Source organism: Shewanella piezotolerans WP3 (assembly GCF_000014885.1).
GTDB lineage: Bacteria > Pseudomonadota > Gammaproteobacteria > Enterobacterales > Shewanellaceae > Shewanella > Shewanella piezotolerans.
Genome location: NC_011566.1, coordinates 1 through 22,435, shown reverse-complemented (window position 1 = coordinate 22,435; position 22,435 = coordinate 1). Strand labels below are relative to the sequence as shown.

At 42.5% G+C, this 22,435-nt stretch carries 18 protein-coding genes and 2 tRNA genes; 9 read left to right on the top strand and 11 right to left on the bottom strand.

Annotation, left to right across the window (positions count from 1 at the left end; translation table 11 throughout):
• Positions 1-81: 81 nt before the first annotated feature.
• The 4 genes from gyrB to dnaA form a co-directional block, all read right to left on the bottom strand.
• The gene (gene gyrB / locus SWP_RS00090; RefSeq protein WP_020910250.1) at positions 82-2,499 is read right to left on the bottom strand and encodes a DNA topoisomerase (ATP-hydrolyzing) subunit B; all 2,418 of its coding nucleotides are present in this window, start codon (positions 2,497-2,499) and stop codon (positions 82-84) included.
• 16 nt (positions 2,500-2,515) lie between these two features.
• Positions 2,516-3,598, bottom strand: coding sequence for a DNA replication/repair protein RecF (recF, locus tag SWP_RS00085; protein ID WP_020910249.1), 1,083 nt, complete (start codon positions 3,596-3,598; stop codon positions 2,516-2,518).
• 115 nt (positions 3,599-3,713) lie between these two features.
• Positions 3,714-4,814, bottom strand: coding sequence for a DNA polymerase III subunit beta (gene dnaN / locus SWP_RS00080; protein WP_020910248.1), 1,101 nt, complete (start codon positions 4,812-4,814; stop codon positions 3,714-3,716).
• A 19-nt stretch (positions 4,815-4,833) separates the two neighbouring features.
• Positions 4,834-6,219, bottom strand: coding sequence for a chromosomal replication initiator protein DnaA (gene dnaA / locus SWP_RS00075; protein ID WP_020910247.1), 1,386 nt, complete (start codon positions 6,217-6,219; stop codon positions 4,834-4,836).
• 445 nt (positions 6,220-6,664) lie between these two features.
• On the opposite strand from dnaA, the gene rpmH reads away from it, so the two are divergent.
• From rpmH to mnmE, 5 genes are all read left to right on the top strand, one after another.
• The gene (gene rpmH, locus SWP_RS00070) at positions 6,665-6,802 is read left to right on the top strand and encodes a 50S ribosomal protein L34 (RefSeq protein ID WP_011867659.1); all 138 of its coding nucleotides are present in this window, start codon (positions 6,665-6,667) and stop codon (positions 6,800-6,802) included.
• 14 nt (positions 6,803-6,816) lie between these two features.
• On the top strand, positions 6,817-7,173 hold the full coding sequence (gene rnpA / locus SWP_RS00065; RefSeq protein ID WP_143711150.1) for a ribonuclease P protein component: 357 nt from the start codon (positions 6,817-6,819) through the stop codon (positions 7,171-7,173).
• On the top strand, positions 7,140-7,394 hold the full coding sequence (gene yidD / locus SWP_RS23275) for a membrane protein insertion efficiency factor YidD (protein WP_079891898.1): 255 nt from the start codon (positions 7,140-7,142) through the stop codon (positions 7,392-7,394). The genes rnpA and yidD overlap by 34 nt, the downstream gene beginning before the upstream one ends.
• A 3-nt stretch (positions 7,395-7,397) precedes the next feature.
• Positions 7,398-9,026 carry a membrane protein insertase YidC gene (gene yidC / locus SWP_RS00060; RefSeq protein WP_020910245.1) on the top strand — a complete coding sequence of 543 codons (1,629 nt, stop codon included), beginning with the start codon at positions 7,398-7,400 and terminating at the stop codon, positions 9,024-9,026.
• A gap of 117 nt (positions 9,027-9,143) precedes the next feature.
• Positions 9,144-10,505: a tRNA uridine-5-carboxymethylaminomethyl(34) synthesis GTPase MnmE gene (gene mnmE / locus SWP_RS00055; RefSeq protein WP_020910244.1), complete on the top strand. Its 1,362-nt coding sequence runs from the start codon at positions 9,144-9,146 to the stop codon at positions 10,503-10,505.
• Between the two features lie 89 nt (positions 10,506-10,594).
• On the opposite strand, the gene SWP_RS24025 is transcribed toward mnmE, so the two are convergent.
• Both SWP_RS24025 and SWP_RS00050 read right to left on the bottom strand, forming a co-directional pair.
• A complete protein-coding gene (locus tag SWP_RS24025; protein ID WP_187148525.1) occupies positions 10,595-10,732 on the bottom strand; it encodes a hypothetical protein in 138 nt (45 codons plus the stop codon).
• A 218-nt stretch (positions 10,733-10,950) separates the two neighbouring features.
• Entirely contained in the window at positions 10,951-13,488 is a 2,538-nt protein-coding gene (locus SWP_RS00050; RefSeq protein ID WP_020910243.1) for a helicase-related protein, read from the bottom strand.
• Between the two features lie 421 nt (positions 13,489-13,909).
• Here SWP_RS00050 and SWP_RS00045 point away from each other — a divergent pair, with 421 nt between their 5' ends.
• A complete protein-coding gene (locus SWP_RS00045) occupies positions 13,910-14,662 on the top strand; it encodes an Eco47II family restriction endonuclease (RefSeq protein ID WP_020910242.1) in 753 nt (250 codons plus the stop codon).
• A gap of 171 nt (positions 14,663-14,833) precedes the next feature.
• Positions 14,834-16,072, top strand: coding sequence for a DNA cytosine methyltransferase (locus SWP_RS00040; RefSeq protein ID WP_020910241.1), 1,239 nt, complete (start codon positions 14,834-14,836; stop codon positions 16,070-16,072).
• An 83-nt stretch (positions 16,073-16,155) separates the two neighbouring features.
• Here the strand turns inward: SWP_RS00040 and SWP_RS00035 are convergent.
• The 4 genes from SWP_RS00035 to SWP_RS00020 form a co-directional block, all read right to left on the bottom strand.
• Positions 16,156-16,231: transfer RNA gene (locus SWP_RS00035), tRNA-Val, on the bottom strand.
• 37 nt (positions 16,232-16,268) lie between these two features.
• Positions 16,269-16,344 (bottom strand) — tRNA-Val (locus SWP_RS00030).
• Between the two features lie 321 nt (positions 16,345-16,665).
• Positions 16,666-17,595: a DUF1186 domain-containing protein gene (locus SWP_RS00025; RefSeq protein ID WP_020910240.1), complete on the bottom strand. Its 930-nt coding sequence runs from the start codon at positions 17,593-17,595 to the stop codon at positions 16,666-16,668.
• Positions 17,596-17,738: 143 nt separating this feature from the next.
• Positions 17,739-18,929, bottom strand: coding sequence for a winged helix-turn-helix domain-containing protein (locus SWP_RS00020; RefSeq protein ID WP_020910238.1), 1,191 nt, complete (start codon positions 18,927-18,929; stop codon positions 17,739-17,741).
• 270 nt (positions 18,930-19,199) lie between these two features.
• On the opposite strand from SWP_RS00020, the gene SWP_RS00015 reads away from it, so the two are divergent.
• Positions 19,200-19,844 carry a LysE family translocator gene (locus SWP_RS00015; RefSeq protein ID WP_044555497.1) on the top strand — a complete coding sequence of 215 codons (645 nt, stop codon included), beginning with the start codon at positions 19,200-19,202 and terminating at the stop codon, positions 19,842-19,844.
• A 111-nt stretch (positions 19,845-19,955) separates the two neighbouring features.
• On the opposite strand, the gene SWP_RS00010 is transcribed toward SWP_RS00015, so the two are convergent.
• Positions 19,956-21,374 carry an alanine/glycine:cation symporter family protein gene (locus SWP_RS00010; RefSeq protein ID WP_020910236.1) on the bottom strand — a complete coding sequence of 473 codons (1,419 nt, stop codon included), beginning with the start codon at positions 21,372-21,374 and terminating at the stop codon, positions 19,956-19,958.
• 274 nt (positions 21,375-21,648) lie between these two features.
• Between SWP_RS00010 and mioC the strand changes: the two genes are divergently transcribed.
• Positions 21,649-22,089, top strand: coding sequence for an FMN-binding protein MioC (mioC, locus tag SWP_RS00005; RefSeq protein WP_020910235.1), 441 nt, complete (start codon positions 21,649-21,651; stop codon positions 22,087-22,089).
• The last annotated feature ends 346 nt before the right edge of the window (positions 22,090-22,435 follow it).

The following is a 22,435-nucleotide window of genomic DNA, read 5'->3' as shown; positions in this document are numbered from 1 at the left end:
TTGATATGCAATACGACAAAAAAAATCGGCGCTAGAAGCACCGATTTCACTATTTGCAAAGTAATAACTTTCGCAATAAAACTAAACGTCTAGGTTAGCCACGTTAAGTGCGTTTGACTCAATAAAGTCACGACGCGGCTCAACTTGATCACCCATCAAACAAGTGAATAGTTGATCGGCGCCAATCGCATCTTCAATGGTCACTTGCAACATACGGCGTGACTCAGGATCCATTGTAGTTTCCCACAATTGCTCAGGGTTCATCTCACCCAATCCCTTATAACGTTGGATATATTGACCGCGCTTAGACTCGCTCATTAACCAATCTAGTGCTTCAACAAAACTACTAACGTCTTTAGTACGCTCACCACGCTGAACATAGCCAGTATCTTCGATCAAACCATTAATTTCTGCGCCTAAATTAACGATTGTCGCGTAGTCGTTAGACTGGAAGAAGTCATACGTGAATAAGAAGTGAGTATCAATACCATGCTTACGGATAGTAATTTTTGGCAGGTAAACTTGACGCTCAGGATCGAGTACTGGTTCAGCACTATATAGAATACCGCCAGTCTCTTTCTCTGCTAAAGCAGCAACAAACGTGTCAGACCAGACTTTAACTTGTGCTTCGTCACTTAGCATTTCATTAGTCAATGCAGGGTGATACAACATCAAATCAGTAATGTTAGTTGGGTAACGTTGCTCTAAACGCTCAATAATAGCTTCAACTTCGCGATACTGGTTAACCAAACGCTCGAGTGGCAGACCAGACATGCCTGGTGCACCTTGCGCAGGGTAAACGTTGGCATTATCCAATGCTTGAGTGGTTAGATACTCAGTCAATGCAGGATCATCTTTCAGATACTGCTCTTGCTTACCCTTCTTAACTTTATACAGAGGTGGTTGGGCGATATAGATATAACCACGTTCGATAAGCTCAGGCATTTGACGGAAAAAGAAGGTCAATAGCAAGGTACGAATGTGCGAGCCATCGACGTCCGCATCGGTCATGATGACGATGTTATGGTAACGCGTCTTATCTGGATCATATTCGTCACGACCAATACCACAACCTAAAGCGGTAATTAGTGTGGCGACTTCTTGCGAAGATAACATCTTGTCAAAACGTGCTTTTTCAACGTTTAAGATCTTACCTTTAAGTGGCAGAATCGCTTGGTTCTTACGGTTACGTCCCTGCTTGGCTGATCCGCCAGCAGAGTCCCCTTCCACTATGTAGATTTCAGAAAGACCAGGGTCCTTTTCTTGGCAATCGGCCAGCTTACCTGGCAAACCACCTAAATCGAGTGCGCCTTTACGGCGAGTCATTTCACGGGCTTTACGCGCCGCTTCACGAGCACGAGCCGCGTCGATAATCTTACCAACAATCAGCTTAGCTTCGTTTGGATGCTCCATTAGGTAATCACCTAACTGTTCACCCATTGTTTGCTCAACGGCTGACTTAACTTCGCTTGATACTAGCTTGTCTTTAGTCTGTGAGCTGAACTTAGGATCCGGCACTTTAACCGAAATAACCGCAGTCAAACCTTCACGAGCATCATCGCCGGTTGCGCCAGTCTTGCCCTTCTTGTTGAAACCTTCACGTTCCATGTAGTTGTTCAAGTTACGTGTTAACGCACCACGGAAGCCCGCTAAGTGAGTACCACCATCGCGCTGTGGGATGTTGTTAGTGAAACAGAAGATGTTCTCTTGGAAGCCATCATTCCACTGCATCGCCACTTCAACGGTAATTCCGTCTTCACGCTCTTGAATAAAGTGGAATACTTCTTTGTTTACTGGTGTTTTGTTAACGTTTAAGTAGTCAACAAATGCACTGATACCACCTTCGTACTTGAAGAATTCATCGCGATTATCACGCTCATCAACAAGACGAATACCCACTCCTGAGTTTAGGAATGATAGTTCACGAACACGTTTAGCTAAGATGTCGAAATGGAACAAAACATCTGAAAACGTTTCTTCACTAGGCCAAAAACGGATTACAGTACCCGTAGATGTCGCTTCACCAACTGGTTTAATCGGCTCGTTAGGCTCACCCATGGTGTAAAACTGCTCATAAACTTTGCCGTCGCGACGAATAGTCAATTGCAACTTATGAGACAGTGCGTTTACCACTGACACACCTACACCGTGAAGGCCGCCAGATACTTTATAAGAGTTATCATCGAACTTACCACCAGCATGCAGTACCGTCATAATAACTTCGGCAGCAGAAACACCCTCTTCCGGATGGATCTCAACAGGAATACCACGACCATCATCGGTGACCGATACAGAACCGTCAGCGTGAATGGTAATAGTAATGTCGCTACAGTGGCCCGCTAGCGCTTCATCGATAGAGTTATCGACCACTTCGAATACCATGTGATGTAGACCGGTGCCATCATCGGTATCACCGATGTACATTCCTGGTCTCTTACGTACCGCATCAAGGCCTTTTAAAACCTTAATACTCGAAGAATCATAACTATTCTCTGACATATTATTCTCTCGTCGGTTATTCAATTACCGTTACACGCCCATGTTCCACATGGAACATCTTACTTGGTGGCGTGATTAACGAATCAACTATGGCTGCAGGTTCAATTGCCGTGACAAAAACTTGTGCGCCGGTATCTGCTAACTGCTGCAGCAATAGTTTCCTATGCTGTGCATCCAACTCCGATGGAAGGTCATCCACCAGATAAATACTTTTTTTATCTATTTGTTGTTTGAGCAACTTTCCTTGTGCAATACGCAATGCACAGACTAACAATTTCAACTGTCCACGAGACAAAGCGTCTTGTGCAGGCAGTGTTCCTACCCGCAATCTTAAGTCCGCTTTATGAGGTCCGCTGACAGTAAAGCCTGTGGCTAAATCTCTGGGATACTGCGTCTCGAGCAGCTGTGCATACTCTGTTTTACTATCCCATCCTCGGGTAAAAGAAACCTTAACATCTACCTGAGGTAAAAACTCTTCGATTATACCCTTAAGTAGCTCATTTAACGAGTCTACATATTGCTTTCGTATCTCAGTAACCAGTTCAGCATAACGAATAAATTCTTTATCCCAAAATTGAATCGAACTATAGGGTGATTCGTCTCTGAGTAACTGATTTCTTTGCTTCAAAATACGTCGTACATTTACCCATGCAGCATAAAAACGAGGGTCTGAATGAAACGCTCCCCAGTCTATAAACTGACGTCTGGATTTTGGGCCTTCAAAAAGCAATGAAAAGCTTTCTGGAGTTATCACTTGGATCGGTAACGTTTCAGCTAACGTCGACAGACGCTTTACTTTATCACCATTAATTTTTACTTCAATCTCACCGCTTCTAAAACGTCTGAGGCCAATTTTACTCTCATCCTCGGCACTCTGCATATTTGCAAACAGAGTCAAAGCATCAGCATCATTGTTAATGACTCGTTGCGATAGATGGCTGCGAAAGGAGCGCCCCATTCCTAAAAAGTAGATAGCCTCTAAAATACTCGTCTTGCCACTACCGTTCTGGCCATAAATAACATTTAGCCCATCACCCGGCTGCAACTGTGCAGAAGTAATATTGCGGAAAGCTTCAATATGAAGACGGTTAAGACTCATTAATACCTTTTAACACTGCGGGGAAAAAATTTAAGAAGTGGTATTTATACCAGATAAAGCCGACAGAGTGTCTTAGAAACTTTATCTGGTATCTAAAGCAGAGTAATACAGTCAGCTATAAACGCATAGGCATCACAACATACATAGAGTCTTGCTCTACATGGTTGTCGATAAGCGCGCTAGAGTTACCATCAATTAACGTAATACGCACGTCATCAGACGGTAGGTTGTTTAGTACATCGAGCAAATAGCTGACGTTAAAACCAATCTCTAACGGCGTGTTTTCATATTCAACATCTAAGATCTCTTCCGCTTCTTCCTGTTCAGGATTGTTGGCAGTGATCTTAATCAGGTTATTCTCTAACTGCACGCGCACACCGCGGAACTTCTCATTCGACAGAATAGAAGCCCGCAATAAAGCCTGCTTAAGTTGCTGGCGACTGGCGATAACAATCTTGTCGCCGCCTTTTGGTAGCACGCGGCGATAATCAGGGAAACGACCATCAACCAACTTACTGGTAAACACTGCTGTAGCTGTTGTCGCTCTGATGGCGTTATCACCAATAGCAATGGTGACATCTAACTCATCACCTTCAAATGAGCGCATAAGTTCCAGCACGCCTTTACGCGGGACAATCACCTGCTTTTCAGGCAGTGATGCTTCGATCATTCGATGACTTAATGCCAAACGATGACCATCAGTCGCAATTGCGCGCAGCACATTACCTTCCGTTTCTAACAGCAAACCATTGAGGTAATAACGCACATCTTGGTTAGCCATTGAGAATTGAGTCGCATCAATCAAGGACTTCATCGTGCCCTGCTTGAGGGTAAACTCTAATTCAGCTTCAAACGCTTCTACATTCGGGTACTCTTCCGCAGGCAAAGTTGCCAAGGTAAAGCGGCTACGACCAGAACGTAACAAAAGGCGATTTTCTTGTTGCTCTATTTTAAGCTCAACCTGATCGGGTAAAGACTTAACAATATCTAGGAATTTCTTAGCAGGTACGGTTGTACGACCTTCAAAGACTTCACCTTCAAGTAGCACTTCACCGACCAATTCAACCTCTAAATCAGTACCAGTCAACTTAAGTGAGTGGGCACTTACTTCCACCAAGAGGTTTGCCAGAATAGGCAAGTTGTGTCGTCTTTCCACTGCGCCACTGACTAACTGTAGTGGCTTTAATAGGGCGTCCCTATCAATAGAAAATTTCATTGGTTTCAAATCCCTGATATTAAGAAGATAAGGTTCTTATCAAGTTAGCATAATCTTCTTTAATGTCATGACTTTCTTCACGCAACTGTGCAATTTTACGACATGCATGTAAAACAGTTGTGTGGTCACGACCACCAAATGCATCGCCAATTTCTGGCAAGCTCTGGTTAGTAAGTTCTTTTGATAATGCCATCGCCATCTGTCTTGGACGTGCCACGCTACGTGAACGACGCTTGGACAGCATATCGGCCATCTTAATCTTGTAGTATTCAGCAACTGTCTTTTGGATATTATCGATAGTGACTAGTTTCTCTTGCAGCGCAAGTAAGTCCCGCAGTGCTTCACGGACAAAATCGATAGTAATCGGACGACCAGTAAAGTTAGCGTTGGCAATAACACGGTTTAACGCACCTTCAAGCTCACGAACATTCGAACGTAAACGCTTAGCAATAAAAAATGCCACTTCATCAGGCAGGTTAATGCCACTCTCTTGTGCTTTACGCATCAAGATCGCCACACGGGTTTCTAGCTCTGGTGGCTCAATAGCAACCGTTAGCCCCCAACCAAATCGAGATTTAAGACGATCTTCAACTCCGTCGATCTCTTTTGGATATTTGTCAGAGGTCAAAATGATCTGATGGTTACCCTCTAACAATGCATTAAAGGTATGGAAAAATTCTTCTTGAGATCGGTCTTTGTTAGCAAAGAATTGAATGTCATCAATAAACAGTGCATCTACGCTACGGTAGTAACGCTTAAACTCTTCAATCGCATTGTTTTGCAGGGCCTTAACCATGTCCTGTACAAAGCGCTCAGAATGCATATAAACCACTTTAGCATCAGGCTTGTTCTTGATAATGCCATTACCTACGGCGTGCAATAGATGGGTTTTACCCAAACCTGTACCACCATAAAGGAACAATGGATTGTAAGCGCCACCAGGATTTTCTGATACTTGCAGCGCTGCAGCCTTACCTAACTGGTTCGACTTACCTTCTACGAAGTTATCAAACTGATAGGTTGGGTTAATATTGCTGCGATGGTTAGCAGTAATAGCTGGCTCAGCTTGAGGCGCATTAAAGGTAGGTTTTTCTACCGCCTTGCTTGCTGCAGGCTTTGGTCTAATAGCCGCTGTAGCCTGAACAACTGGCTTAGCAGACGGACGACTACCGATGTCAAAACGTAATTTTGGCGCATCAGCTCCCATCTGCTCAGTAAAAAACTGGTTGATGATATTAAGGTATTTGTCTCTAACCCAATCTAAAACAAAACGGTTAGGAGCATAAATGACAAGCGTATCGCCTTCCATTTCTGCCTGTAGCGGTCTTATCCACATACTGAATTGCTGAGCAGAAAGCTCATCTTGCAGCCTTGCGATACATTGTTGCCAAAGTGAAACCGCCACGTACTTATCCCCAAAAGATCATACAAAAGAGGTGTATTCTATAGTGAGATCACGCTGATCGCTATCCTTTACGTATATTTATCCCCAGATAGATCAATGAAACGATAAGATCACGATCTTAAGCGATCGCTGACGATCAAAAAAATAGCAGAAACCCTCAAAACCAGCTTTATAAAGCGATCCGGATCGATCTATAATAGACACGCTTCGATCTAATTTCTGATCTACTAAACCACAAGATGTAGTGGTAACTCACAGAGTTATCCACAAATCCTAGTAGCTTTTTACTTTCGAAGAAATAACCAAGAAGGCATTATTTAATCACTTGAGTCGATTCCTTATTGACGTGCATAGTTAAAGTGATTACAATTCGGCCTCTTTTTTGCCCTTACCTCTATTTTGTAGAGAATAAGGTTTATTAACCTAACAAAGACGGATTGCCATAATGAGTAAACGTACTTTTCAACCTAGCAACCTGAAGCGCAAGCGTTCTCACGGCTTCCGCGCTCGTATGGCTACTGTAGGTGGCCGTAAGGTCATCGCACGTCGCCGTGCTAAAGGTCGCGCTCGTCTTTCTGCTTAATAGTAGAGATGCAAGTGACTAGCTATACCTTTACGCGGGAGTTACGTCTGTTAACTCCCGCGCAATTTAAATCTGTTTTTACCAAACCTATCAAAGCGTCTTCCGCTGAAATAACTCTACTTGCAATTCCTAATTCTGAGCAACATCCTCGTTTAGGGTTAACTGTTGCTAAGCGTTACGTAAAAAAAGCTCACCAACGAAATAAAATCAAACGTATCATTAGAGATAATTTTCGTTTGCATCAGCATGATCTTCCCGCTGTAGATATTGTTGTGCTTGTCAGAAATGGCGTGCTTGATATGGAAAACGCAGAACTCAAAAAATTGGTAGAAAAGCTATGGCGAAAACTCTCTCGCCGTTACAATGGCTAGCAACTGCGATTATTCGTGGCTACCAAGTACTAATAAGTCCCATGCTGGGACCTCGTTGTAGGTTCAATCCGACGTGTTCACATTACGCAATAGAAGCAATTCGTTTGCATGGAGTTGTGAAAGGGTGTTGGTTTGCAGCGAAACGCATATTAAAATGTCACCCTTTACATCCGGGCGGAGAAGATCCCGTCCCTCACAAAAAACATAGGTGCGATAAATAGGCTATGGAATCTCAACGCAATATATTGCTTATCGGTCTGCTTTTTGTCAGCTTTTTACTATGGCAACAATGGCAAGCAGATAAAGCTCCTCAACCGGTTGCTCAAACGCAATCTTCAGTAGCCCCGTCTACTGTTGCTGATGCTCACAGTTCAGATGTACCTGATGCAGACTCTGCATTACCTGAAACTGTTACAGCATCTAAAGAATTAATCACTGTCACTACAGACCAATTTGTTCTTAAAATTGATCCTGTAGGTGGTGACATCGTTCATTCAGCACTACTTTCTCATAAGCTTGAGCAAGATGGTGATGACCCATTTGTGCTACTTGAGCAAACAAACGATATTTATTATATCGCTCAAAGTGGTCTAATCGGTCGTGATGGTATTGATAGTAGTACTACTGGTCGCGCACATTTCGATAGCGCGTCTCGTGAGTATGACCTAGCGGGTCAAGATACGTTAGAGGTTCCTTTAACTTATTTAGCTGCTAACGGCGTTACTTATACCAAGCTATTTACCTTCTACCGCGGCAAGCACAATGTTGATGTTGATTACCAAATCAACAACACCTCTGACGCGCAGCTACAAGTCCAGATGTATGGACAGATCAAGCACAGCATCAAGAAAAGCGAAAGTAGCATGATGATGCCGACTTATCGTGGTGCAGCTTTCTCTACAGCTGATACTCGCTATGAGAAGTACAGCTTCGATGACATGGCTGATAAGAACCTAAACAAGTCGACACTAGGTGGCTGGGTAGCAATGCTACAGCACTACTTTGTATCAGCTTGGGTGCCACCAGAAAATGATAAGAACATTATCTTTTCAAGTGTCAGCGCAGGTGGTCTAGCTAATATCGGTTTCCGCGGCGCACTATACGACATTGCACCAGGTACTGAACAATCGATTAAAGCTCAATTCTATGTAGGTCCTAAAGATCAAGAAGCGCTATCAGCACTTTCTGAGTCATTGAACCTAGTAGTTGATTACGGCTTCCTATGGTGGTTAGCCATCCCAATTCACTGGTTATTGATGTTCTATCAGTCATTTGTGGGTAACTGGGGTGTGGCTATTATCCTTATTACGCTTACCGTTCGTGGCATGTTATACCCACTAACTAAAGCGCAATACACTTCAATGGCTAAGATGCGTAACTTGCAACCAAAACTCGCTGATATGAAAGAGCGTTTTGGTGATGACCGTCAGAAGATGGGGCAAGCTATGATGGAACTGTACAAGAAAGAGAAAGTAAACCCTATGGGTGGCTGTCTTCCAATCTTGCTACAGATGCCAATCTTCATCGCACTATACTGGGTGTTGCTTGAAAGCTACGAGCTACGTCACGCACCATTCATGTTATGGATCACCGATCTGTCAGTTCAAGATCCATACTATGTAATGCCTATCTTGATGGGTGTATCTATGTTTATTATGCAGAAGATGCAACCAATGGCACCGACTATGGACCCAATGCAAGTTAAGATGATGCAGTGGATGCCAGTTATCTTTACCGTATTCTTCCTATGGTTCCCAGCAGGTCTGGTTCTATACTGGTTGGTAGGTAACTTAGTCGCGATTACCCAGCAGAAGATTATCTATGCTGGACTGGAGAAAAAAGGGTTAAAATAGCCCCTTAGCTCCGACTAACAAAAAGCGGTCTAATACTCAGTATTGACCGCTTTTTTGCTATCTATGTAGAGACAACATTTTTTACTTCACTCTGAAAACAGATTAGGAAACACAGTAATGACAACAGATACTATCGTGGCACAAGCGACCGCTCCAGGGCGTGGCGGTGTAGGTATTATTCGCGTATCTGGCGACTTAGCGAGCAATGTAGCTATGGCGGTACTTGGCCACATCCCTAAAACCCGTTATGCCGATTACTGTGACTTTAAAGATGAACAAGGCGGCGTTATCGACCAAGGTATCGCACTGTACTTTAAAGGCCCTAACTCATTTACCGGTGAAGATGTACTTGAACTGCAAGGTCATGGCGGACAAATCGTACTTGATATGCTTATTAAGCGCGTGATGGAAACTGAAGGCCTGCGTATCGCTAAACCAGGAGAGTTCAGCGAACAGGCTTTTATGAACGATAAGCTCGACCTAACGCAAGCAGAGGCGATTGCCGACCTTATTGATGCAACCAGTGAACAAGCCGCTAAAAGCGCGTTAAACTCGCTTCAGGGGGAATTCTCGACCCAAGTACATGAACTTGTCGAACAGGTCACTAACCTGCGCTTATACGTCGAAGCAGCCATTGATTTCCCTGATGAAGAGGTCGACTTCCTTTCTGACGGTAAAATATCAGGCTCACTCAACCGTATCATCACTAAACTCGATACTGTGCAAGCCAGTGCTAAACAAGGCTCTATCATTCGTGAAGGGATGAAAGTGGTGATTGCTGGCCGTCCAAATGCAGGGAAATCCAGCTTACTAAACGCCCTCGCCGGTAAAGAGTCTGCTATTGTGACTGAAATAGCCGGTACCACCCGCGATGTTCTGCGTGAGCATATTCACTTAGATGGTATGCCACTGCATATTATCGATACCGCTGGGCTACGAGATACCGCTGATACTGTTGAGAAGATAGGTATAGAGCGTGCCTGGGACGAGATCAAAACGGCTGATCAGGTACTGTTTATGGTTGATGGCACCACGACTAATGCAGTTGATCCACACGAAATTTGGCCTGACTTTATTGATCGCTTACCTAAAAATCTAGGCGTTACCGTGGTGCGTAACAAAGCCGATCTTACCGGTGAAACATTGGAGATCACCGAAGAGGCGGGCCATCCAGTTCACCGTATATCAGCCAAAACAGGTTTAGGTGTACCAGCGCTACAACAGCACCTAAAATCATTAATGGGTTACCAAAGTAATCTAGAAGGTGGTTTTATTGCCCGTCGACGTCATTTAGAAGCGCTCGATCTGGCAAGCAGCCATTTAGATTTAGGCAGAGAGCAACTAGAAGTTTACCAAGCGGGTGAATTACTCGCAGAAGAGCTAAGAATGGCGCAACTGGCGTTGTCGGAAATTACCGGAAAATTCACCTCAGATGACCTACTCGGAAAAATCTTCAGCTCTTTCTGTATCGGTAAATAGTCTATCTCGCTACAGAAGCTTTAATCTAAGATGAGTCTAGATCAAACAGTAAAATCCAGACTCTACTTCATCAAGCTGTAAGCCATAATTTACAGGGCGATCGCAAATAGATCGTCAACTGTAAACCTCAGCATATCCACTTCTAAAGTAAGATCGTTAATCACAAGTATCAACAGAGATATCAACAAGCTAATGCGATCTGTGGATAGATCTAAACTCTTTCTCATCAAACACCGTAAGCACCTGTTTTATAAAAATTAATATTTTATTTACTTAGACTAAGATCCAAAAAAAACAGCGATAAAATGGATCTTTCTCGATAAGTTATACTCAGAAAGAAAGCGGCAAAAAAATAAACCTGTGCAAAAGTGGATTTCCTGTGGTTAAAATCAACATTAAGTGCTAACGATCTTTTGGGTGAGATCGCAAACCTTGGTGTGCCTAGTTACTTAACATCAACCACACGGCTGGCTTTACGATATTGGATTTTCCAGCCGACCCAGCGCGGTAACTCCCAGCGTTTAGGGCCCTGTTTACGACCACCGTTAACGTAATCTAAAATCACCAGCTTGCGTTTAGGTTCATAGCTAACGGTGAGTTTCAGCTCGGGCAGCTGTAATCCTGCTGGATAAAGACTATCAAACTCTTCACGTTGCCAATCAGGAATACCTTCAAACAATATGTCATCAGGTTCAAGCAGCGCTAAATCTTCAAAACTTTCCACTCCAAGTTGAATGAGTTTATCTTTAAGGTAGGTATCAAGCACCAGAGGCTGGTTAATGTCACTGGCAAACTCTGCGGTTTTACCCAATGCGAACCATATATTCCAAGCCGCTATATCTGCAGCTAAGCGCTTAGCGACTCCTACAAGCTCACGCCCCTGAATAATACTACGACTAATCGCATCTATCGCCTGCTCGCCCGAAGCGCGCTCAAACCGTGAATCAATCACTCTTCCGGCATAGACTCGCTCAATCAGTACTTTATGGGTTGCGGCCTGCTCTTTGTTTTCAGCCAATCTATCTTCACCTAAACCCGCTTGGTAAAGTAATTTTGTTGAAATAGGCGCCATGACTGATGCTAGATTGAGAGTCTGCTTTACCCCTTTTCCAGCCAGAGAGTGTTGGTCAAATACCACCGCAGCAATCGCAGCCTCTTTACCTGCAAAGTCTTTAAGCTCAGGGCAAAAGCGGCTATCTCGACCAATTTGCACTTCGCTAAAACCATTGCCAAGCGCCTGTACTCGCTTAATACGTCGAATAAAGGCAAGCTCTGGTAGCGCTTTCACCACAGCCAGTAACCAGCGGTTTCTTAGTGCAATAGATTGACTATCCAACGCCGTCGCTTTATTTATACTCTCTAGCCCCAACCCTTGCCGAATCTGGTTGGCTAAGCGACGCGCCTCTTTTACCGCATGCTGTTCAATATTGATAAAATCGACCGCTGGTTCACGCAGCAATTTTACTAAGGTAAAAGCATCGCAGCCCAATGGCTCCCAATCATGTAGCGACTTAATGTCATATTCAGCACTTGGTTGTTGGTATAGCCGCTGCGGCACACTAATAGCGGCCGCCAGATCGACCATTAACTCAGTACACTCAATATCGGGCATTGCACTAATCAAATGGGCAAATTGAGTATCTATCGGTAATGGAAACAGCTTTCTACCATGAGTTGTGACATTCCCTTGCTGATCAATCGCCCCCATAGCTAGCAAACGTTCATGAGCAATCACTAACGATTTGTTACTTATAGCATCAACAAAAGTTAGCTCCGCCAGCCGCTCCCCACTGCAAGCTGCGGCCAGCATTGGCTCGACCAACTCTTCACGCTGTAGCTCTGGCGGCGTCATAGATTCCAATGGCGCATGCTCGCCCCACAAACGCACACACAAACCCGCCTGCGTTCGACCTGCTCGACCTTTACGCTGCTCACTACTGGCTCTGGATATTCGTGCCAGCGACAATACCGTTCGCCCATTGCGTTGATGAGTTCTGCGCTCCAATCCAGAATCAACCACCGCTGTCACTCCAGGAATAGTCAACGAAGTTTCGGCAATATTGGTGGCAAAAATAACTCGCTGCTTATTGGCACTGGCCAATAGCGCTTGTTGCTCCGTTGCGGAAATGCCGCCATGTAGCGCCACTAAATCAACCTCAGCGGCTTGGCTATTTAAGGAAGCTGATAATAAAGGCGATAACGACTGACAAGCCTGTAAACATTGCTGAATTTCACGTTTGCCCGGCAGAAAAACTAAAATATCACCGCTAGTTTTACCCAGTAATGAGCCTACCGCGCGCTTTACTTTTTGCTCAATTCCACTGATATCCGGCAACTGTTGGCTATCGGTTGACTGGTACGTTAGTTCCACGTGAAACATGTTACCTTTAGCTAACAATCTTTTTGAATTAACCCCAATAGAATCAGACAAATAGTCATTTAGCCTTGCGCCGTCTATGGTGGCAGAGGTCAACACTAAACGATGTTGAGCGCGCTGTTTTAGCAGTGCTAACAGCAGATCGGTATCCCAACGGCGCTCATGGAACTCATCGATAACCACCGTATCAAAGCAAGCTAAACCGGCCTTTTCATCTTTTCCATCTTGCGCCATAGACAACCAGCGCAGCGCAATACCTGGCGTCACAAAGGCAATATCAGTGTTTTCATCAACCGTAGAATCAAAGCGAATCGCGTAACCAACATTTAAATGATGATAATCAGTACCTTGCTTTGCAGTTTTACCTACGAAGTCTGCCAGCGCCAAACACGCCACTCGCCGCGGCTCAACCACCAACACCTTTTTCTTGCTCGCGCAGTCATCAGCTTCAGTACACCAAAGCGGCAAACGCGTTGACTTACCTGAGCCTGTATCAGACTCAACCACTAAGTGATTGTCTTTAATAGAAGATTTAAACTCTTGATAGAGGGCGTCAATGGGGAGCGTTAGCTTGTCGGTCGCTTCCGATATGGTGTATGAAGGCATTATTTAGGCTTATTTACTCAATGAAATAGAAGAATTTATTTCTTAATAAGTATGATACTCTCCAACGATTGCGAAACCGCATTATTTATAACACCTTTCTCACTTTATAATGGAAATGGCAGAATAACACGCTTAGCGTTGGCTCAAGTAGAAAGTAACTCTATTAATTAGACTCTAATGGACACAGAGTGAGGTATTTAATAGCTTAAAATGAGTTGCTATATTGCTCATGAGTCACTACCTATTTAATGTCTACATTACTGAATATATTGATGTGCCTTAACAAGTTCTATATGTTTACAATCAGTATTTTACCAATTTTCAGGGTAAGTTTCACCTGGTGTGATAGGTTAAAATTTATTGTTCTAAAAGGACAGGAAATTAGAGCATCATGGATTTATTTTAAAACAACGAGGTTAAAATGGCTAAAAAATATGGCTTAGAATTTATTTCTGATGAAGACTTGTTTGCACATGTAAAGAAAACTGTCGACAAATACCGATTTTCTATTAACTTAAAAGAGTTCAACAAAAACCTAATTGATCCCATAAAGCTGACTTTTGACTCAAAAGTTTATAGAAAGTCAATCGAAGAGGTTATTGAAGCTGAAGCATTACGACAGATTGACAAATCTAATACAAACCATATTGGTTATTTTCATCAAAATATATTTGAGTACTTTGAGGGTTGGGAAGTACCAAGCAAGGGTTTTGATGTTATAAATACTGAAAAGAAAGTATTCGTTGAGATGAAAAATAAGCACAACACAATGAATTCTGCATCTTCTCAAAAAACCTATATAAAGATGCAAAGTAAAATTCTTCGAGATGATGAATCCACATGTTATTTAGTTGAAGTTATAGCTAAAGATAGCCAAGATTTTCCCTGGAAAATAAGCCTTGATGGGGAGTCTGTATCGAATAAGAACATAAGAAGAATGTCGATTGACAAATTTTATCAGTTAGTAACGAATAACAAAGATGCATTTAAATTAATTTGCCAGAAACTCCCACTTGTCATAGATGATGTGATTTCAGAATTAGATATGAAAGGCATAGAAGATACTGTATTCAATGATTTAAAGTCATTATCTAGCAATATGGTAAAAAGCTTGTACCTACTAGCATTTGAAAAATATGAAGGTTTTGAAAACTTTAATATCGAGAATAATTAGTTTTTTGTTAGCCGACTTTATGCTCTGAGGGGAAATATCCTATATAGTTTCCTCTTCAAACCCCTTGATCTTGATTGTAGTTCTTTTCGGCTACATAATACTGTGCCTAAAACCAAAAACTACTGTATACTTTAACAGTACTAGTAATACGTACTAACCTGGAACCAGCAAATGCTTGATGATCAGCCTCCCAAAATAAATAGCTTTTCCCCTGAAGTTCTTGCGGACTTACTATCCGTACCAAAGAGGACTATAGAAGCACGGATAAAGAAGGGAGAACTGAAACCTGATCCAGAAACTGGACTTATAAGTAAGTGCCAAGTAAAGCACTTAGAAGAAGTTATTAGTATGGAGCAGTCAACTTGGGATACTGATTTACAAGTAAAATGCAAACGTGACTACACTCTTGTTGAACTATTCGCCGGTGGTGGTGGGTTAGCTCTAGGGATGGAGCAAGCTGGTTTAGAAAGCATTTTCTTAAATGAAATGGATAAACATGCCTGCAAGACTCTTCGACATAACAGACCTGATTGGAATGTTGTTGAAGGTGATATATCAAAGATAGACTTTTCTGTTATTAAACAAGATGTTGATGTTCTAACTGGAGGATTTCCTTGCCAAGCATTCTCTTATGCAGGGAAAAGCCTAGGATTAGATGATACACGAGGAACACTTTTCTATGAAATGGCCAAAGCTATCAAAGAGCTTCAACCTAAAGTATTTTTAGCTGAAAATGTTCGGGCGCTCTTAACTCATGAAAATGGAGAAACACTCGCCATCATAAAAAATGTTTTTGAAGAGTTAGGTTACGTACTAGAAGAGCCTCGCGTATTAAAAGCAATCTTTTATAAAGTACCTCAAAAACGTGAACGACTAATTTTAGTCGGAGTTCGCAAAGATCTAGCTACATCAGCAAAATTTAGTTGGCCATCCCCATATAAAAGGATTATGACTCTTAAAGATGCCTTTGAAAAAGGAGAGCTTTTTGATAGCAAAGTAGAAGAATCACCTGGTCAAGAATACCCTCAGCGCAAAAAAGAAATAATGGCTCAGGTTCCTCCAGGAGGTTACTGGCGAGACTTGAAACCTGAACTACAAAAAGAATATATGAAGGGTAGCTACTTTCTAGGTGGTGGTAAAACAGGTATGGCAAGGCGCTTATCAATGAATGAACCTAGTTTAACCCTAACTACGTCGCCAGCCCAAAAGCAAACTGAACGATGCCATCCAGTAGAAACAAGACCATTACAGATTCGAGAGTATGCCCGTATTCAAACTTTTCCTGATAACTGGGAGTTTCAAGGTTCCTTAACTGCACAATACAAGCAAATTGGCAACGCTGTACCTGTTAATATGGCGGCAGCATTAGGGCGGTCTTTAGCTAAATTTTTAAATCAAATAGAAAGTTAAATATATTTTCTAGCACACAAAGGCTAATAACTTTATTGATATTTAGTCACATTTGTAAAGAATTGGTGGAAGTTATTAAGATATGGTGGTCGATACTGGGCTCGAACCAGTGACCCCCTCCTTGTAAGGGAGGTGCTCTCCCAGCTGAGCTAATCGACCTGGGATTTCATAATGTTTTAATTCTTTATGAAAAGAATGGTGGTCGATACTGGGCTCGAACCAGTGACCCCCTCCTTGTAAGGGAGGTGCTCTCCCAGCTGAGCTAATCGACCTCGCTGTGAAGGTCGTATTATAGGGAATATACTACTTAAGTCAATGCGTTATTTTCTACCATTTATTTTGAATGTATACATATACGACGAGGTTTGATGATAAGGATTCCACTGCAAGCCAAATAAGACCCATTTTGTTACATACAAAATTCAACATAACTCCCATCCTTGGAAGTCTATGTACTTGTGTCATTAACTGCAGTAGTTACATTTTAGACGACTTCAAGAAATTATAACCTATCAAGTTAAGGCAAGCTCCCCTTTAGCCTATCAAACGCTTTCCCGATAAATAAAATCTGCAGCTAGCTTTTTTATAGCAACCTAATTCAAGCAGCACTTCTTATATTTCTTGCCGCTGCCACAGGGGCAAGGATCATTGCGGCCTGCTTGAATATCGGCGATAAAAGGTTGTTTAGACTCAAGGCTTTCAAAGTAGCTATCGTCAATTTCCCTAGGCGAACTCATCAAGTCATCGAAAACCGCCATGAGCTCTTCATCGTTCATATCAGATTCTGAGTTGAAGCCAGCCCACTGACTAAGTGAGTCAATAACATCATAATCACCGCTTATTAGGCCACTTTCCCATTCAGAATAACCGATAGACTGATTATCCCAATCGATGATGCATTGATTCTCGGCAGGGCCTTCATCGATTTGTTTGCTCTCTACATAACCAACAAACTGGTTATGATATTGATTAAACTCATTAGAAATTAACAAATTAATCAGTTCAAAAAGTGCTATTGAATGATTGTTTTTGAGTAGATTTTCAATAAAGCTTGGCACACTTTGGTTAAGTGTTTCTCTATCAATTTGGTCTGTATGCAGTTGAGTAAACAGTGCACTTAAGGCTGCCATTTTAACTATTTCGCCCGCTTGTTCAGAGTTAATCAACAAGCACAGCTGCTCAGGTTGCCCTTGCGCCAAAATATAGTAAGCAGTGGAAAGATCTGCAGCGATAAAATCGCCAAGCAGTACCTCTAACGGACTATTACAGTCATCTTTATTGGTGAGATTAATCAAAGAATCAAAACTACTGTATTGTTTCCGATCGATAATAAGGCAGATACCGAAGAATAGCAGGTTAGACTCGGTATCAGACAAGGCTTCTTCAGCAATAAATCGTTGCATCAATTCATCGATAACCGGCAGTAACTCAGACCACTGCTGTCTAGCCGCCTGCAAAGCACCAATAGGGAGTTCTGTTAAGTCGCCACCACTCAGAGTGGTAATTATGTCGTCTAATTTCATATTACATTCAAGGTAAAAGGTGGTATTGCCTCATAGAGTAGCAAAAGAGGACAACAAAGCCCCAAGTAAAATGCAGCTAGTAACAGATAGGCCTAAAATAAACAGTAAAACAATGATGCAAACTCAATACAGAACGCCCTACTTTAAACAATGCCATTAGCTTGAAACGACAACTCAGCCTCTACCGCGCTATGGTTTGACTTAACCAGCTGCCATCTTTGACAGCCATTAAAAGCGGCATATTGATTAACCGCTAACTTCAATTGATGGATAAATTCGTCAAATTCTGAGTTCCCCTTGCTAGTAATCGTCCCATCTTCTATCACCAAGTTTTGCAGTAATAGTATTCCCGTCTTACGTTCAGCTTTAACATCCACTCTGCCAACAAACTTATCACCCCATAAGATAGGTAATGAGTAATAACCGTATTGGCGTTTAGCTGCTGGCACGTAGACCTCAATCTGATAGTCAAAACCAAATAGCTGTTTTAATCGCTGCCTTTGAATGACTAGATTATCAAAAGGGTTCAGTAACCAGACTCGTTTTAAAATGGGGCTAAACAGCTGCTGATCAGGCTTATAAAAATAGTTGACTCCCGCTTGGGTAAATTGCGCCAACTCACCAGCAAGGTACATTTCACTGAGTGTTCTAACTAACACTGGCTTAATATTCTTACGCAGATAATGCATCTGCTGTTGACTGCCAAAGCCATGGGCATTGATGTAGCGCTCAATAAGATAGCGGGCGAATTCATTATCCGTTGGGGCTTGGCTATTGATATGGGCAGGCAAGACACGTTCAGTTAAATCGTACACCTTTTGAAACTTGTCACGCTGTAACACCATTAACTCACCTTGCATAAACAATTGCTCTAAAGCGCGTTTAGCCGGTTTCCAATCCCACCATCCACTGTTATTCGCCTTAGAGTCATGACTAAAATCACTGGCTTTTAACGGGCCTTCAGCAGTGATTTTTGCTTTTACCTCACGGATAACCTTATGTTCAGGTTCAAACCAGTGCTTGCCGCCCTGCTTAATGCGGGTTTTATTAAACAGGCTAAAACGATAGTCATTAATAGGTAAATAAGCAGCGGCATGAGACCAGTATTCAAAAATCTCTTTATCTGCCAGAGCCTGCTGTAGCTGCATCGGTTGATATTCAGCTAAGCGGTTAAAAAGTACATGGTGGTGTGCTCGTTCAACCACATTAATCGAGTCTATTTGCACATAACTCAGTTGCCCAATGGCATGTGCTACGGACTTGGCAGGCTTAAGTAAGCCTTGCTGCTGTATGTTTAATTGCAACCATTCTTTGGCTGAATATGGACTTGTCATACAATTAACTCTATTAGTGCTTGTTTGTTTTTTATCTGCATAACAGCAATGCCACTTTTATTAATAAGCCAATACCAATATGACTTAGGCTGAACATGATTTCAAAGCTAATTAGAAACATAGCGCTATCGTCTTCAACAACTAAAGTCTGCGCCGTAAACAAACCCTGCCAACTTGACCTCTCATTTAAACGCAACATGACTTTCATTCATGTTGGATAACTGTAGAATCCGCGCCTTGTTTGATTCTTTCCTTTTATATAGTGCATTAATGATGATCGATCTGGCGTTACTTCCTCTATATCTAACCACCGTGGTTGCCCTACTGTTGATCCCTGGGCCTGACATGTTACTTATCGCCAGTTCGAGCCTAAGCTACGGCAAAAAAGTCGGTGTTTATGCCAGCTTTGGCAATGCGACTTCAGGGCTCATTTTAACGGTACTTGCAGCAATGGGCGTATCAGCATTAGTTGCGGTTAACCCGTTAGCACTAGAACTACTGCGTATTTTAGGCGGCGCTTACCTGCTTAAGATGGGTTGGGATTGCATCCGCAGTTCTGCTGCCGATGCACCAGAAATAGAACAGCAAAATAACCTTGCCAAGCAACTGTATCGCCGTGCAGTGATGAGTAACCTACTCAACCCTAAAGCATTGATATTTTTTGTATTGTTTCTGCCGCAATTTGTGTCAACTCAGCTAAGTGCAAGTTCAGGCGAACAGATGCTAGCACTGGGTTTACTGCTTAACGTCATGGGCTTGACCTTTAACCTGTTATTGGTGGCTTTGGTCGGCAGCTTAGGCAAACCACTGCTCAACAATGAAAAATTCCGTAGTAATCAGAATAAGTTTATGGGGCTGATCTTTATTGCCCTGGCTATCTGGCTACTGGCTTCACAGCTACCCACTGCCGCTTAGTATCTTAGATAAAAGATATGCCAAAACCATTTTTATCGATAACAAATAAATGCAAAAAAGGCTCCACTTAAAGCGGAGCCTTTTTGCTTGAATCTTAAAGCGACAATCTATCTAACCGCCCTCTTTCTCAGGTTCCTCGCCAGGTACCGTTACACTATCTCCACTCTGCTTTTGCTTTAATCTTGCAAAGTAATCATCAGCTGCATCCTTGACTTTCGGTGCCAATAACAAGGCAGAGACCATAGTTGGAATGGCCATCAATGCATAAGCGCCATCAATAAGGTTAATAATCTCGTCCAACGTTGCCGTTGCTGCAAATAAAATTGTCAGTAGGTAAACATATTGATATTTGCGCAGTCTTTTAACTCCGAAAAGAAAGCTAAAGCATTGGCCTCCATAAAACGCTTGAGTAAATATAGTACTGATACTAAAGAAGAAAACACAAAGTATTAATAAGTATGGACCCACGCCTGGCATGGTTAACTCAAAAGCTTGAGCCGACAGATTAACTCCAGCAGCTTCACTGCCTTGCCACACTCCTGAGATTAAAATAATCATTGCCGTCGCAGTACAAACTAGCAAGGTGTCGATTGCTGGGCCTAACATGGCGACCAAGCCCTCTTTAACTGGCTCATTGGTTCTGGCGCTGCCGTGTGCCATCACTTCAGTACCAATGCCCGCTTCATTAGAGAATGCAGCGCGGCGAATACCAATTAACATGGTGCCTAAGATCCCACCACCAACGGAATCAAGCGAAAAAGCCTCAGTGACAATCAAGCTAAAATAGGCTGGGATCTCGCTAATATGGCTGCCAATAACATAAATAGCGCAACCCATATAGATGAAGATCATCGTTGGAACGACACTTTGTGCCACAGTAGCTATGCGCTTAATGCCACCTAAGATCACACTGCCAACCAGCAACATTACCACTACGCCCATACTAAGATCGAGCCAAAATGTATCTTGCGCAGTACTATAAAAGCCAGGTTTGATCACTAACCATTCTCTTAAAATCTGTACGAGTTGATTAGTGTTAAACAGCGGAAAGTTACCAACTAAGCCAACTAAACAGAAGAATACCGCAAGAAAACGCCACTTAGGGCCTAACCCCTCGGTAATGATATACATGGGTCCACCTTGCAGTTGGCCATTTTCATCTTTTCCACGGTACATAATGGCTAAGGTGCAGGTGAAAAACTTAGTTGCCATCCCCACTATCGCACTGATCCACATCCAAAAAATAGCACCTGGACCACCCACCATAATAGCCACTGCCACACTGCCAATATTGCCCATTCCGACAGTGCCCGCCATAGCGCTAGAGAGCGCGCCTGCGTGGCTAATCTGCCCTTGAGCTCCTTTATCTGGGTGCTTGCCACGCAAAATTGCAATGGCATGCCCTATATATCTGAAGGGAACAAAACGTGAATAGATAAGAAAGAAAAAACCACCACCAACCAATAGAACCAACATGTGTGGTCCCCAAGCCATGTCGGCAAACTGACCTGTTACAGAGGCTAACGTCATATTAATACTCTTTATTATTGATAGACTTAACTACAAAGCCTTCAATTGTTATATTTTTGTTATAACAGCATAAGTTATCAGTAATGTGCTAGAACGCAAGCTGTCGTTGAGTTGAAGTTCGATAGCTGAACTACCGATATCATTACCGAACAGCAGTTGTAATCCAGCTCAAATTTACACATTAAATGGGTAATATCACTTAGCTTGCACAGCTGTTTTCACCTATTATGCAGTGCATAATCGTCATTAAAGTCAGCTTAATTTAGGAAGTAACATGGCAAAAATAGAACTATTAGTAGGTACAACTTTGGGTAGTGCAGAGTATGTTGCCGATGAAATGTCAGATCAATTGAACGATCTAGGCCATGAAACTCGCATACATTTAACCCCAAACCTTGATGATCTAGACCCTAATTCGCTGTGGCTGATCACCTCTTCTACTCATGGTGCAGGGGATCTTCCTGACAATATCGTGCCTTTTTTGGACGAGATCTTAGCTAAAAAACCCGATCTAACAGCAACCAAATTTACATTGTGCGCAATTGGTGACTCAAGTTACGACACTTTTTGTCAGGGGCCAGAAAAGCTGGTGGATGCACTGAGTTTATGCGGTGCACAAGCTTTTGTGGATAAGATCCAGATCGATGTGCAATATGATCCAATTCCAGAGGAACCTGCATTAGCTTGGTTAAGCGGCTGGCAAGATCAACTTTAAGATCCTTTTAATTGATCGCTTTCATCTATTAACTTTCAAAACACTCACAGTTTAGATCTAACTTATCCACATATTAGCGTTTAAAAGTATAAATATGTGGATAAGCTATTATTTTGATCTGATCAAAGCCTGTATTAATTCACACCCGATCTGCTCAATGATCCACCTTGTGGATAACTAGGCGATCTATCCCCAAGCTTATGCCAGTTAGATCGCGATCAGATCACAGGTTTGATCACGCGTTAACTTATGATTTTAATGGAAAAATAAGGTTATCCACCGAAAAGGGCGATCCTAATAGTAAACATAATAAGAGATCTATTTAAAGATCTTAAGATCTATTAAG